The 15753-nt window shown below is 36.7% G+C and carries 9 protein-coding genes; 1 reads left to right on the forward strand and 8 read right to left on the reverse strand.

Annotation, left to right across the window (positions count from 1 at the left end):
• Window positions 1-342 precede the first annotated feature (342 nt).
• From JML65_RS23345 to JML65_RS23380, 8 genes are all read right to left on the reverse strand, one after another.
• Window positions 343-753, reverse strand: coding sequence for a VanZ family protein (locus JML65_RS23345; protein ID WP_309948352.1), 411 nt, complete (start codon window positions 751-753; stop codon window positions 343-345).
• Window positions 695-1072 carry a glycine cleavage system protein GcvH gene (gene gcvH / locus JML65_RS23350; protein WP_047496612.1) on the reverse strand — a complete coding sequence of 126 codons (378 nt, stop codon included), beginning with the start codon at window positions 1070-1072 and terminating at the stop codon, window positions 695-697. Before gcvH ends, JML65_RS23345 begins: the two co-directional genes overlap by 59 nt.
• Window positions 1073-1505: 433 nt before the next feature.
• Window positions 1506-8534 (reverse strand): cell surface protein SprA, encoded by a 7029-nt coding sequence (sprA, locus tag JML65_RS23355; protein ID WP_202272491.1) that lies wholly within the window; start codon window positions 8532-8534, stop codon window positions 1506-1508.
• A gap of 57 nt (window positions 8535-8591) precedes the next feature.
• Window positions 8592-9176 (reverse strand): Holliday junction branch migration protein RuvA, encoded by a 585-nt coding sequence (gene ruvA / locus JML65_RS23360; RefSeq protein ID WP_047496615.1) that lies wholly within the window; start codon window positions 9174-9176, stop codon window positions 8592-8594.
• Between the two features lie 198 nt (window positions 9177-9374).
• Entirely contained in the window at window positions 9375-10673 is a 1299-nt protein-coding gene (locus JML65_RS23365; protein WP_202272493.1) for a carbohydrate porin, read from the reverse strand.
• A gap of 566 nt (window positions 10674-11239) precedes the next feature.
• Window positions 11240-13528, reverse strand: coding sequence for an NADP-dependent malic enzyme (locus JML65_RS23370; RefSeq protein WP_202272495.1), 2289 nt, complete (start codon window positions 13526-13528; stop codon window positions 11240-11242).
• 15 nt (window positions 13529-13543) lie between these two features.
• On the reverse strand, window positions 13544-14395 hold the full coding sequence (locus JML65_RS23375) for an ATPase (RefSeq protein ID WP_202272497.1): 852 nt from the start codon (window positions 14393-14395) through the stop codon (window positions 13544-13546).
• 84 nt (window positions 14396-14479) lie between these two features.
• The gene (locus JML65_RS23380; RefSeq protein WP_047496631.1) at window positions 14480-14743 is read right to left on the reverse strand and encodes a hypothetical protein; all 264 of its coding nucleotides are present in this window, start codon (window positions 14741-14743) and stop codon (window positions 14480-14482) included.
• 457 nt (window positions 14744-15200) lie between these two features.
• Here JML65_RS23380 and JML65_RS23385 point away from each other — a divergent pair.
• Window positions 15201-15753, forward strand: a 553-nt coding sequence (locus tag JML65_RS23385) for an FG-GAP repeat domain-containing protein (protein ID WP_202272499.1), incomplete at its 3' end; no start/stop codon positions are given.

Genomic DNA, 15753 nt, shown 5'->3' on the forward strand with positions numbered 1-15753 from the left:
CTATTGGCTGCTAGCGACTGATGGCTGGCTATATTGACTATTGACTACCAGTTATTCATCAGCCTATATTTATAATCTATATCTACTCCCCTAGCCCCGATAGAAACGGATACCCCACAGCACAGGCTGGAAAGCATAAGGATTACAGCACTGGAAAGCCTTGGCGCGAGGAGTATGAGTGGATAGCGGGAAAAAGCTACTGGTGTTAGAGAGTCTGAGGGTTGGAGAGTCTGAGGGATGGTGGGTTCTAGAGGTTGGGAGTTGAGGGGGTGAGAATGTAAGTGTCCCAATGTTTTGGAAAATTTGAAATACGGAGTTTCCTGTTTCAAATTATAGGGTATATCAGAAAAAGCGTTTGATCAATATTTTATAGGTATAATAACCTATAAGACATCCGATAGTGTCTGCTACGATATCAAGTGTTTCCATAGATCTGCCCAATCCCATTTCTTCCTGCAAAATTTCAGTAAGAAAAGCATAGATAAGGATGATCTGAAAAAAGTAAGAGAATTTTATTCTGGGGAATGTGGCAATGAAAGCGAATCCCAGTGCCGCAAATATACTCAGGTGTAAAACTTTGTCTATACCACTGAACATGAACCAATATTCCTGGTTCTCCTCCCCGGGCTTGAGAAGCATGTAAGTAAGAAATGCCCAATAAATGGGCAATATCTTACTAAATATTTTTGAAATCTTATCCAATGATAGCCTGGTAATCTTCAGCTGAAAGTAATTCAGACTGATCTGCTCCATCAGCAAGTTCTAATTTGATAATCCATCCGTTTCCATAAGGGTCTGTATTCAACAACTCAGGCTGGTCTTCTAATTCTGAATTAAATTCAATAACCTTTCCTGCAATAGGTAAGAATAAATCTGAAACAGTTTTTACCGCTTCTACACTTCCAAAAACATCTCCTCCATTAAGGTCATCATCTACAGTATCTACATCTACATATACGATATCCCCAAGTTCTCCCTGAGCAAAGTCTGTAATACCAATTGTAGCAACATTACCTTCAATCTTGATCCATTCGTGATCTTTAGTGTACTTTAATTCTGATGGTGTGTTCATTTTTAAATTTTTATTTTTACAAATGTATTCAAAATTCTAAAAGGTTCAAAGCTTTAATAAGCATCTTACAGAAATTTTGAATGGAAATAAAAAAATCGCTGCCGAAGCAGCGATTCAGGTTAATATTATTTTTTGATAGCCTTGTTCGGATAGGTCTTTCCATTTGAATCAATCAGGGTGATCATATAGATTCCTGCTGGATATTGTGAGAGGTTAACCTCAGCAAAATTCATAGACAATATACACTCAGCTATAGTGACCTTTTATTTGAGGATCAATAAGGGTTTTAGAATACTCCAAAAAACAGGATTAGGCATATCACCAAACGTAAAACACCTAATCGGGAGGATTAGTGTCAACCTCACCATAGTATATAAAAATCCCTTTCTGCTATAGAAAGGGATTTTAGTTTATTCAGTGTTATTATATCTTCTTAAAAGCCACCACCGGCATCACCGAATGTAAACGTTGCAGAAATACCTGCTCTAACCGTTGACAATGGGAATGCGGTTGATATCTTATACTTAGAAGTCATCTGTTCGTAGAACACTCTTAAATTCAGATTCTCAGAAACATTATAGTCTGCCGAAAGTTTGATATTTAACAGTTTCTGTCCTCCTGTGATCTGAGAGTCATTCAACAATATATTCATAATAGAGGTTTTACTGTCTCTCAATGAAATGTCTCCTCTGATATTAAGGTCACTTCCTTTTCCTCTTGAACCTCTTACATTAGCCATTCCCAATCTGAAGTTGCGGACAATATATCCCAGTCTTACCACATATTCTGAGTTGGAATCTTCTGTAAGGGTATGATTCACTAATCCCAGTACCATCATTCTATTTCTGTTATACTGTAATCCGAACTGCATATTATTTCTCATGGTTACATCTACTCCGATAAGCGGTGCAAATGATTCTACATAGCCAACCTGAGCAAAAGTAAACGGATTGATATAATCTTTATTAACATCAAACGGGGAATTTGGATTACCAACCGTAGTAATAAGGCTATTAAAATAATCTATGCTAGACTGGATTCCTGTAGCTGTATATGTAGCTGTATAACCATGCAGAATATCAAACTTCGTAAACTGTCCATTAATCATTGGTACATTTCTCAGTCCTGAATAGGTAATTCTCCAGTTTGGCAACGGGAATCCTGCTTTTTTGGGGTCACCCATTGTTTTCACAGTTTTACCTTCAACAGCTGCTCTAAACGCCGGAATTAATACATACGCATTGGCAATGCTATAATGCTCTGCAAATCCGTCATTCCCAATAACTGCATTCGGACCTCCTAAACGGGTTGAAAGTATTCTTGCATTTTCTCTGATTGTCTGATAAACAGCCTGCCCATCTTTAAATGAAGTACTAAGAAGTACTGTAGAATTGGAATAGGTAATTAAATCAGTAGCAAACGTAAAGTCTGGATTAGCAACACCCCCACTTGTATAATTAAATCCGGAATGTGAGAAATTTCTGTTATAATTATGCAATATATTAAGATCTATTCTAAAATCGTTCATTGGAACAACTTGGAGATTTGCCCTGAGTTCTTTGGTCGACATTCTTACATATGGATCTGTCATGTATGGGGAATTACTTACCCAACCATTCTCCATCACCACCCTTCTGATATCAGCTTGTGATCCTAACAGAAATCCTAATGTAGGACCTCCTAATGTCTGTCCTGAGCCATACCAGTTCGGGGCAGACAATAACCCCGGAAGTACAGTACCGTTAGTTTCATTATAATTCACGTCCAACTGTTTAAAAGAGGTCAGGAAGAATGCTGCACTTTCAAGCACTGTCAGTTTATTTTTAAACTTATAATTTTTATATCTGTATCTGTTTTTTGCCCATTGCTGTGTATACACATTGTTCAGGGAATCAATTTCCTGTTTACGCTTTTGCAGTTTGGTAGAAATATTTTTAAAATATTTAAACTGACCGAAGAACTTTGGAATATCTGCAGTAGCAGTTGCCTGGATCACATTGGTATTCTGTCCTACAGATCCCAACGAACCTTCCGGACTTGCAAGCAATGCTGTAGATCTTGCATTCCAGTTATAGGTAAACCCATATCCTACTTCAGCATTAATGAAATCTAAATAAGGAAGGTACTGGAATGGCAGTTTATAGTTCAGCTGAACCCTGTGGTTATACAATACCGGTCTTCCTGCTCTGAATATATTTCCAAAAATGGCTTTATTGTCCATGGTGTTCACATCTACATTATCATTCAACGTTCTGGTTGCAGAATTGATTTCCAGTTTTAATGATTTTGTAAAGTTGAATCCTAATCCATACTGCCAGCCAAAATAGAAGTTTCTGTTTCTTAATGCTCCAAGATCACCGCTGGTATCTCCTCCTAAAATAGCCTCTACATTTCTAAACTCAAGTTCATTATAATTCCTGTCGATTTCCGTTCTGAACGATAGTCTTGTAGGAACCGGGTTAAAGTTGAATTCCTTCACCCATCTCAGATACTTGGTAGATTTTGCCGTATCACTGATCATCTTATTGAACGGTTTAATCACCCATGGTTTAAAAGTATAATTGTAATCAATAAATCCTCTCAGGTATTGTCTGTAGTTTTTCTTGGTGTAGATATCTCTGAAATAATCATCGTTATAAACAGCGGTTACTGAAACGTTTTCTATATCATAGAATTTAGGCTTTTTATTTTGATTCACTCTTTCTTTACGCATATTGACAACTCCAATACTTCTCTGCTGAGTATACGTTCTTGCAACCTTTTTCAGCTGCTCTTTATTAGGAGCCTTGCTAAACTCAACATCCGTATCCAAAGGATTATATTTCGGATCTTCGATAGTTTGTGAATAAGAGTAATTCAAAGGTATTTTCATACCTGTTTTCTCCGGTAATAATTTATCAACATTAATAGCGGTATTAATACTGAATGCTGATTGGGTAGACTGATTTCTTTCTGCCGGTTTTGAATCTATATTTCCAAATCCAACTGAGGTATAAGAAGCATTTGCATTCACTGTTGCAAAATCTCCCATATTGAAATTTAAGCTTGCATTCCCAGCATATCCTCCATCATTTTCAATTTCAGAGAGACGGATTTCGTTAACCCAAAGTACTCTGGTCATTGCTGCTTGTGTTCTATCAGCATTCCTTACCCCAATCATTATTGTTGTAATATTTCCTAAACTAGGGCGCCCTTTAATATAAATATCTTTATAACCTCCTTCATTAGCCTGCTTAAATACAGGGTCTGACGTTCTATCTGTTAATTTTATAGCTGAGTTCTTATCTCTTCTAATCTTTGCATCCACAAAATTCTGGATATCAAAATTTACTTCGTTTTCCATCGGCCAGATTTCCATTGGAGCTGTTGCAGAAACAGGAGTAATTTTTAGAGATGCTTCATATTCATAATAGTTATCTGTGGCATCACTTCCAAAACGGATGAAAAATTTAGTTCTAGGATCTATTGTTCCTTCAGCCTTATCTCTACCCCCAGGGATATGAGTATGAACAAAAAGTTTAAGCTTCTTATATCTTCTCATGTCCAATGTGGTGTTCTTAAACACCCCTCTCGCTTCAGCCTGAAGCTCGGTCGCTTTCATATAAAGAGAAGCTTCATTCTGTCTTTGTGCTCCTGCATTTCCACTCAACACCTGTCTGTCGATCCCCGGAGGCAATACATAAGGAGGCTGGTTCAATGCATTCTCTTCAATATTAACACTTCCTACTTCAAAATTATCATTTAATGTAGTACTTCCTCCAGTTCCTTCATCTGGATTTTCTACAAGGGGGCTGGCAATTTTATTTGGATACTTTCTCCAGTCTGATCTTACAAGATCCATTGTCCCGAATCTTAATGTAGAAGTTTGCTCAAATCCTGTTAACATTAATCTGGCAAATCTTACATTATTTAAAACGGAGGTTTCATGTGCTCCTTCATTAGGATCAAATTTGGACACTGGAATTCTGAAAAGGTACCATTTTACATCCGAAGACTGTCCGTTCTGGAAGTTAGCTTTTACCGTCTTTACATCAACGATATTGTTATCTCCCAATGTAAGACTTGGCTTATCCAGTTTTACAACATATTGGTTATAGTTTTCAGTTTGATCAAGGTTATAATCTCTGTTGATATCTTCAGCATCCGGCGTTTGTGAAGCTACATTTAAAGAGTTTGCTTCAGAGTTTCCGTCCGGGTTTCTGAAATATTTATATCGCTGAACCAGTGAAGCGGCCTGGCTTCCCGTAAACCGGTCAGACATAAAGAACACGAAGTCATCTAATGCAGGGTCAGATGCATTAGTTACCGGATTCACAAATGTATTTCCAAATTTCATGGACTCCTGATCAGAACTTAATCCATCATATCCTACATCCTGTGCTTTTCTGTTTTCTCCTTCGGTAGAGAATGCATACAGAATAGGTGGCTGCTTTGGCTGTGTTCCCCAGTTTGAGTTGGTAGTTGTAGATGGAGTTGCCGGAGTTGGAAGTCCATTTTCATACTGCATTTTTCCATCTTTCAGTACATCTTCAGAAACATTTCCTAAATGCAGTAAAAGTTTGGGATTCGCTCCCAGTTGGTTTCCATCTGCATAAGGATCCATCATCCAAAACTCAACATACTCAATATTTGAGTTTACAAAGTTAGAAACACTGATCGGTCTCATGATACCGGCCCATCTGTTTTGTGCCAGTTCAGTGGCCTGATTTACGTTATAAGGACCTCTTTCCTGAGGATAGTATGAGATATCAAAAGTATTTGTAAAGGTTTGTTCTCCTGCTACAAAATCCCTGTTGTTATAGATCTCGGATAATTGAACTCTTCTTGAAGCGTGATTGGATACAGACTGTGGGGTAATCCCTGCAGGTGTTCTTCCCCCTACTCCCCAGAATCTCGGATCAATATTATACCAGGATAACAGACCTCTTCCGTAGCCGCTGGTCAAATCATCATTAAGAGGAGGATTGTTGAACGGAGCCACTGTATTTTTCTCTGGTCTTGAGGCTAAGCTCCATGCAGCAGGTTCTTTTAGGGATATTTTAGAAGTCGTTTGTTCAAAGTCATCAATATAGGATTGATCATTGGTTCCTTTATTTAATCCCGGAAGTAAATAAGCTCCCTCCATTCTAAAGTTTACGTTGGACGGTGCCTCTGTTTTCACCAATGGCAGTTTATCTGTAAGCCTTGTCAGGAATGGCACCTGATTGTTGTACATCAAGTTGATCCCCGCCATTGTATTATTAACAGCTTCCTGTCCGTAATTTACTTTCTGAGTAAGTGGTGATTCTGAATAGTTGACAACTGTGGCTCCTAAAATAAAGTTTTCATTAAACCTTCTTTCTAAATTTAATCCTAAGAATCTTTTTCTTTGGGTATTAAATGTCAATTGATTTTCTAATGAAATATTAATGGCCTGCCCAGACTGCTTCACATTTTCATTAATGATCGTCACAGTTCCCAGCATATAGTCTACGGTATAGTCTACCCCTTCATTCAACTGTACTCCATTGGCAGAAACTTTTACAGATCCTTGCGGAACATTGACTGCTCCTAAAGAAATACCCTGTCCCTGTGTTCCTTTGTAACGTCCTTCCATTGTATATCTTAATGCTAAGTTACTGGAAAGGGCATCCTGTTTCTGTTTATCATAAAGATCATGGAAAACATACTGAGGATCATTACTTCCTATCTTTGTTTGCATATAATCTCCAAACGGCTGTACTTTAGTAAAGATAATTCTTCCTGTTTCCGGTCGGATTGTAATGCCTGTTGCAAAGTCAAAAATACCATCACCTTTAGAACCGTCCTGATTATTCTGGACATCTCCGTTCATATTCAAACGGTCCCAGTTCATTAATTTCAGTAAGTTCTGATCCTGTACCTGGGTACCTGGAAGATAGTTTACTTTACCTCCTGTTTTAGGGTCCCTGTAATATAAATTAAGAATAAATCCGTCTTGCGCAACCTGTCCTGCATCTAAAGAATAAATATTCTTCATCATCAGCTTCCACATTGGTGATTGGGTATTTACCTTATTGTTTGGTCTTAAAACCTTGGTAATCAAAACGGGGCTTTCTTCAGAAAATTCCCCTACTTTATATACTTTATTACTTCCTCCTACCGTATAGGAATAAGAAACCGCTAAAAGCTGGTTCTCGTTAAGTTTCTGGTTTAAGGAAACGTATCCTAATTGCGGTTGTAATGTATATTCATTGGTATTTAGTCTTCTCGCTTTTGTATTGAAAATAAATTCTTCACCATTGTCATAAGGTGCTGCACTTCCCGGGAAAACCTGGCCCTGAAAAATAGCACCATAATTTTTACCAGGTTCTCTGGTCCCTGCCGTAGTACTTATATCAGTATATAACCCATTCAGAGAGTTGTCTGGTAGGATTGCTCCACCAGCACCTTCTCCCAGGTCTCTGATCCCGATAATACTCTTTTGATAAGCCAGATTGCTATTTCCCTGATCCAATACCCAAACTTCCATTCTGGTAATATTGATCGTTGAATTAATCTGTGGGTAATTGGCTAATGCATCATCATACTTACCCAGGAAATAATGTCCTAAAAAGTAGTGTTGGTTATCTTCATAGTCGATGGCATTGACTTTAAAGTTATTCATTACCCCACCGCCCTGTACTACGATATTTCTGGCTTCACCTTGTTGCTGGGAAAGGACAACTGTTCCAAAGGTTTTACCCAGCTGAAATTCAGCCTTCACCCCAAATAAAGATTGTGATCCACGGATCAAACTTGTTGAAAGCGGCATATTTACGTTACCAAATTCAACCCTTTTGATGATTTTATCTTCGCCACCTGCATTAGGTTTATCTACATTTCCAAGGCCTTTGCTCTGAAGATCCTTCCAGTTTCCTTTAGCCTGCCATACAAGGTTCATCCTGTTTTCAAAAGCAAAACCACTTTGGGTATCATAATTGGCTTTTAACTGAAGGTTTTCTCCTACTTTACCCAATAATCCCAGCTGAATTCTCTGATTGATATCAAAAGTAAAACTGGTCCTGTTTTGAGGCAGAATCATCGGGTTATCTATTTTTTGGTAAAGGCCGGCAAAATCAAGGGAGGCATATCCTGTAGGAATGATTTCAATCTTATTTCCTCCGAAAATAGTTTCAAAGAGTCTGTTATTGATCTGCACTGAAGGGATAAGCCCTTTCTTACGCGCATCTGTTTTATCTTTTCTGAAAAGGAGGTTGTATTTTTCAGATTTCTCCTTATAATATGCTCTGGTCTGAGTGGCCAGCATATATTCTTTATATTCTTCAGGAGACATGGCTGTGGGAGGTCCTGTAATGGTATTCCCAACTTTAGGATACACATAGTACATCCCGGTTTTTATGTCGTAATAGGCTTCATACCTTGTAGGGTCGGCCACTTCATATTCTTTTCTTATGATTGCTGTATCCTTCTTCTGCTGTTGTGCAAAGGCACTGACAGACATACAAAGAAACGACAGGAACAAAAATATGTTAAGATGCTTATTATTCGCCACCAAATGTTAAATGTTTTTTAAAATTTGTTTTACCAATTCTTCAACCGAGATGCTTGGATCTTGTTTTAATATTTTATCAGCAATCTTCTCGCTCATCCGCTTAGGAATCCCTAAAACTTCTAATGCAGATAACGCTTCTTCCTTAATTTTATTATCTACCCATGCAGAAATATTCTCTGCAGGATCACTGAATTTCTGGACTTTATCTTTAAGATCAACAATAATTCTTTCAGCCGTTTTTGCTCCGATACCTTTTGCTTTTTGGATCAAAGCACTATTCTTTGAAAGTACCGCAGAAGCGATCTCATCAAGGCTCAATGTTGATAGCAGAATAAGGGCTGAAATAGCTCCTACTCCATTAACGCTTATTAACAGATTAAACATTTCTTTTTCTGAACGAGTGTTAAATCCAAAGAGGAGATGAGCATCTTCACGGATGATCTGCTGAATAAATAAGAAGGTCTGCTGATTCAAAACCAGCGTCTGTGAGGTCATTAAACTGATACCTACATAGTAACCAACTCCTTGTACATTAATTACTGCGTAGGTAGGCGTAAGTTCCTGAACGGTGCCTTGTAAAGAAAATATCATTATTAATTTTTAAAACTCCCAAATATAGCAATTTAAACTAATTAATATTTTCATTTCACGTACGAATGATTTTTAACTTAAATTTTGAAGTGGAATTCAATCATTTGTAAGAAAAACAAAAGATTTGAAAAAACGAAAACTTCATCTTAGCCTCTACGATGATTTCCAGGCAGTCCTATCATATTCAGTCTTCGTTATTTACCACCAAATCTCTAGTTGAAGTCCATAGGATATTCCATGATTTTTATTCAGAAGCCGGGTATTGAAGTCTGACACCCCTGTTATCCCCATGAAGCTATCAGACCAATGGGCATAGGTAATAAACGGTCTTACTACCGGTCTTGAATAATATCCGTAATCCCAGGAAATCTGAGGGGAAAATGTTACTTTCTGTAAACTTCCTTCTATTGCAGACCTGCTATCTTTCATATAATCATTTCCAGCTTCCAGTGCCAGATTAAAATGTTTGTTAATATAATACAGATACCGAAAACCTATACTCACCCAGTTTTTTGCCACTTTATTATCGAGTACCCCTCCATTTTCATTGGTATTGCCAAGCCCAAAATCCTTGTATTGATAAGTAAGTGATGCCTGCACCGCATGTCTCCGTTTATCATCATAAACAAAATTATTAATGATATCCAATGAGCTGGCATGGTCAAGATTGTACATTCTTTTTCTACCTGTAAAATCTGACACCGTTTTTCCTGTATAAAAATTATCTGTAATTGAACTTCCTTTTCTGAATATTACGGTAGAAGTATGGGTAATATTTTTTTTGGAATATGTCCACCATCCTCCAACTGCGTATCCAAAAGATTTTGGAGTATCTTCTATTTCATTTCCGGTTTTAAGACTATACTGGCCAAGGAGGTTAATTTTAGAGTGTTCTGAAACGGGAATATCCAAATACCTAAGATCAGTTACATAGGAATGAGAGTCATTATTTCCATATTTAAATCTTATGAATGCGGCATTTAAGTTCCCGGAATTTTTAATCTTATAATTTTCCATGCCAATACCTACCTGTGAATTTTGCGCTGAATTAAGCCAAAAATAATCCAATAATTCACTATTCCGACGATCGTAATATCGTTTTCCTATCCATAGATTGGCATTTCTAACTACGTTATTTATCTTTCCGTATAACTGGGCGGTCTGAGGAAACTGTTTATAATCATCACCTCCATAAGGAATAAATTTCGCCATCATATAGGTTACTTCATACATATTTACAGAATCTTTATTTTTATACCGGTAATTAAGCTGGAGTTCTCCATAATGATTGGCTTCATTACCCATTCTGAATTTATGTACATTTTCCGGAGTTGTAAAATTGACCATTTGATTTCCATCAGTGCCTCCTATTCCTGTTCTTATGTACCCATTGATGGATAACTCATGAGGATTGAAATTAAATTTTTGTGAATAGCACAGGGATCCTACCATCAGAAGCAGATGGCACCCCAACGTTGTGAATGTCTTTTTTTTCATAGTGTTTCTTTACTAAAAAGAATCAACTAAAAACCATACAGATCTTTCAACAGCATAAGGGTAACTGTTGTTGTGTTTCATAAAAAAATCAAAGGATTTTACCGGAAATGACATGTCTAAATATCGAAATATTCCAAAACCAATCTTTGATTCGGCAGTAATATTTTACATTACACGTATAATTCCGGAATAAAAAAGGGGATCTTTTTTCATTTTTTCATGCATCTGTATTTGCTTTTAATCTTTCTTGTGTTTTACTTTCTAAGATATTAAATAAACCCAACACTCCTCAAAAAACCAATAACAACTCATTAAAAAACTTATATCAATGAATATTTTGAACTATTTATCACAAAAACCAATACATACATCAAGCTAACAACAAAAAACAGCAAAAAGACAAACCTGCCTATCTGCGTAAATAATAAAAATAAATGCTCCTTAAATAACAGAAATACTCACCTCACCTACAAAAAAGAACTCTATATTCATTTCCATAAAAAAACCAGACGAATATTCGTCTGGTTCTATACCGGTTTTTATAAAAACCATAAATATCTTAATTATTATGCCTTCTTCTCTCTTCTCTGTGCATCAAGAACAGCAATGGTAGCAAGGTTCACAATCTCATCAACGCTTGAACGCATCTGAAGTACATGTACCGGTTGCTTTAATCCCATTAAGATAGGTCCTATTACCTGTGCTACCTTCATACCTCTTAGAATTTTATATGATAAGTTGGCACTTTCAAGATTCGGGAAGATGAATGTGTTGGCAGGTGTTGTTCCTAATTTGGAGAAAGGATAATCGCTCAAATGATCTGCATTCATCGCAAAATCCGGCTGAATTTCACCATCTACAATCATCTTAGGATATTTCTCATGAAGGATACTCACAGCTTTAGCCACTTTCTTGGAAGTATCAGAAATTGCAGCAAAGTTTTCGAATCCCAGCATCGCAATTCTAGGTTCAATAGCGAAAGATTTTACAGTAAATTCTGCCATTTTAGCAATATTCACAAGATCTTCTGCTGTAGGATTCTGGTTGATAGAAGTATCTGCAAAGAAAATAGGTTTCTTTTCAGAAAGGATCATCATCATTGCGGCTACTTTATCTACTCCTTTATCTTTTTCAATAACTTCCAAAATAGGACGTAATACTGAAGTATAGTTTTTAGAGAATCCTACAATCAGACCATCTGTATCTCCATGTTTTAACATTAGAGGTCCAAAATAATCTCTCTGACGAACATATCTCTTCGCTTTGTACTCATTCATCCCTTTTCTCTGACGAAGTTTCCAAAGTGTTTCTCTGTATTTCTTTCTGTTTTCCTTCTGATCATCATCACTTGGATCAATGATTGGAATATCTAGGTTGATTCCAAAACGTTCCATTTGCTCCTTGATGTACTTTTTGTCTCCCAAAAGGCTTGGGTAAGCAATTCCTTCTTCATAAAGAATTTGGGCTGCTTTCAGTACATTGTATTCTTCTGCATTTCCAAGAGTGATTCTTTTCGGATTAGATTTTGCACGACTCTGCATCATTCTTACCAATCTCTCATCTCTTCCCATTCTGTCTAAAAGCTGGTGCTCATACTCTTCAAAATCAGTAATTGTTTTTCTTGCAACACCACTTTCAATCGCAGCTTTTGCCACAGCACTTGATACTTTTGTGATCAGTCTGTTATCAAAAGGTTTTGGAATGAAATAGTCTCTTCCGAACTGCAAGCTCTGAACGTTATACGCCAGAATAACAGCCTCAGGTACCGGCTCTTTCGCCAAATCAGCAATAGCGTGTACCGCTGCCAGTTTCATTTCTTCATTAATTCCTGTAGCCTGAACATCTAATGCTCCACGGAAAATATAAGGGAATCCAAGTACATTATTAACCTGATTAGGATAGTCACTTCTTCCTGTAGCCAGAATAACATCTTTACGGGTCTCAATAGCAAGATCATAAGCAATCTCCGGATCCGGATTAGCCAATGCAAATACAATTGGATTTTCTCCCATACTCAATAACATTTCAGGGGTCATCACGTTTCCTTTAGACAAACCAACGAAAACATCGGATCCTTTTACCGCATCTTCCAATGTTTCAATATCTGTCTGAGCAATAAAGTCTAACTTTTCAGGAGTAAGATTTTCTCTTTTATGGTTAATAACTCCTTTACTGTCACACATCAGAACATTTTCTTTTTTCAGTCCTAATGAAATATAAAGTTTCGTACAGGCAATGGCAGCTGCTCCAGCTCCATTCACCACCACTTTCACTTCATCAATATTTTTATTAGCAATCTGCAAAGAGTTAATTAGTGCAGCGGCAGAAATAATAGCTGTTCCGTGTTGGTCATCATGCATCAAAGGAATATTCAATTCCTCTTTCAGTTTTTGCTCTATATAAAATGCTTCCGGAGCTTTAATATCTTCAAGGTTGATCCCTCCAAAAGTAGGAGCAATACCTTTCACAATTTCAATAAATTTATCCGGGTCTTTCTCATTGATCTCAATATCAAAAACATTGATATCAGCAAAGATCTTAAACAAAAGACCTTTTCCCTCCATTACCGGTTTTGAAGCTTCTGCTCCAATATCTCCCAATCCAAGTACAGCAGTACCATTAGAAATTACAGCTACCAGGTTTCCTTTTCCTGTATAATCATAAACCGTTTCAGGTTTTTCGAAGATTTCCATACAAGGAACTGCTACTCCGGGAGAATATGCCAATGACAAATCTCTTTGAGAAGAGTGCGGTTTTGAGGGGATCACTTCAATTTTCCCTTTAGGTTCTGCTTTATGATAGTCTAACGCGGCCTGACTAAAGTTCTTTTCGTCGCGATTATTGTTACTTGACATAGGTTTTATTTTTTGTTAGAGTATATATTTAATGTGGTAATCTACTAAGCTTTCAATTGGTTTCTGAACAACATGTCCCACATTTAAATTAAGTTCTGTAGCAACAGAACGTAGAATATTTTCGTAATAATAAGCAATGGAGCCGATAAAATTAATCTCAGCTTCATTCACTTCGTGATAAGGCAGAACCTGGTATTCGAAGAAATTTTTCATTTCTTCAAAAACCATATCCCTTAGATAAGGATGATCTTTTCTATCCACAACAAATTTATTGAAATGAGCCAAATAAGCATTTGGCCTTGGAGCATGATACATATTTTTCAATGCATCTTCTATGGTCAGCTGATAATCTGATTCAAATTCACGGTGAAGGTCTGCAGGCAGCTTTTTCATAAAATACCTACGCACCAACTGTTTTCCAATAGCGCTTCCACTCCCCTCGTCCCCTATAAGGAAACCAAGAGACGGCAATTCAATTTTAAGATTTTCACCATCAAAAAAACAAGAATTTGACCCCGTCCCCAGAATGCATACGATTGCCGGTTTTCCACTATATGCAGCATATGCAGCTGCCATCAGATCTTCCTTGACAATAATTTCTGCTTTTCCAAAGACTTTCTTGAGTTCGTTTTCAATGGTTTCACAGTTTTTCTGTACTCCACATCCGGAACCATAGAAAAAGATTCTGGTAATTGAATTTCTGACCGATATTAGATTGCTGTTTTTCTCTATTTCAGGAGCGATAAGTTCTTTGTTGATAAAATTCGGATTAAAGCCGATGGTTTCTGTTTTCAGAAAGACTTTTTTAAAGTCATCAAGTATTACCCAATCCGATTTGGTAGAACCACTATCTACAATAGCAACCATATTTTAGATTTTAATTTAAGGATGCTAAATTATGAATTTATCTTCAATTAGCGTTTAAAACAAGCTGGAAGCTGTCTAAAATCACTAATGTTTTATATCAGTTTTTTTTTCGTTGAATTGCAAAAGCCAGTCTTCGATCTCATCTTCCAGATAAGATGTCTGTAAAACCATTGCATTGATAAAATCATCAGGAACAGGCTCACCACTGGAATTCTCAAGATTCCAAAGCTCATTAGACATATTTTCATACTCGGAATACACTCTTTTGAAGCGGGAATTTTCTCTCTCAAGAGCCTCAATATTTTTCTGTTGAAGCTGGAATTTTCTGTATTTGTTTTGACGTTTCATACAAATATTATTAAAATTTGGGTCATTAAATATGGGAGTAGTATGCTTTCAACCACGCATTACAAGATAGAAAAAACCATCAACACAAGAAGTTGAAAATGAATTTATTATCAGGTTATTTTTACACTGTTTTGAATAATAAATTTAGAAATAAATTTTATTAAAAAAAATATTTTAACATCTTTTTTCAGTGTTTAACATATAGTTATCACAATATTACCTGAAATAACTTCAGACTTACTATTTGTGTTTACCTTATAAATTATCTCTTAATAAAGTATAGTGCAATGATAAAAATAAATAGGCTGCTATCATTTCTTTTGCAGTGGAATAAAAATTCATATTTAATATTGCTCTTTAACTATTTTTGTATTTTACAACAAAGTTCTACATAAAAAAAGACACTTAAAATCAGCACATTACACAACGAAATTAAATTATTACATTTTATACAAACATGAATAAACATCGATCACTTATTATTTGCAACAAAGTAGCCTTAACTTTAGGATTACTATCTTCTCACATTCTCTTTTCTCAATTTCAACAGAATACATTTCTGACAGGTGTATATTGGCCTCCAAACATTCAACCTTTTTTACATGCTGTCCCTGAAGATTACGATGGTGATGGAAAAGCAGATTTAGGTGTAAAAACAGATGGAGGATCTTGGCTCATAGACTACTCCGGGAATGGATTCAATGGATGGGAATGGACTGGAACATTAAGAGGAGGGTCAGAAGCCCATCCTGTGCCGGCTGATTATGATGGTGATGGAAAAGCTGACCTTAGCGTAAAAACTGACAATGGAAACTGGCTTATAGATTATGCTAAGGATGGATTTAATGGATGGGAATGGACTGGAACATTAAGAGGAGGGTCGGAAGCCCATCCTGTGCCGGCTGATTATGATGGTGATGGGAAAGCTGACCTTAGCGTAAAAACTGATAGTGGCAACTGGCTTATCGACTATGCTAAGGACGGATTCAACGGATGGGAATGGACCGGAG

It is taken from the genome of Chryseobacterium sp. KMC2 (genome assembly GCF_016756935.1).
Lineage (GTDB): Bacteria > Bacteroidota > Bacteroidia > Flavobacteriales > Weeksellaceae > Chryseobacterium > Chryseobacterium rhizosphaerae.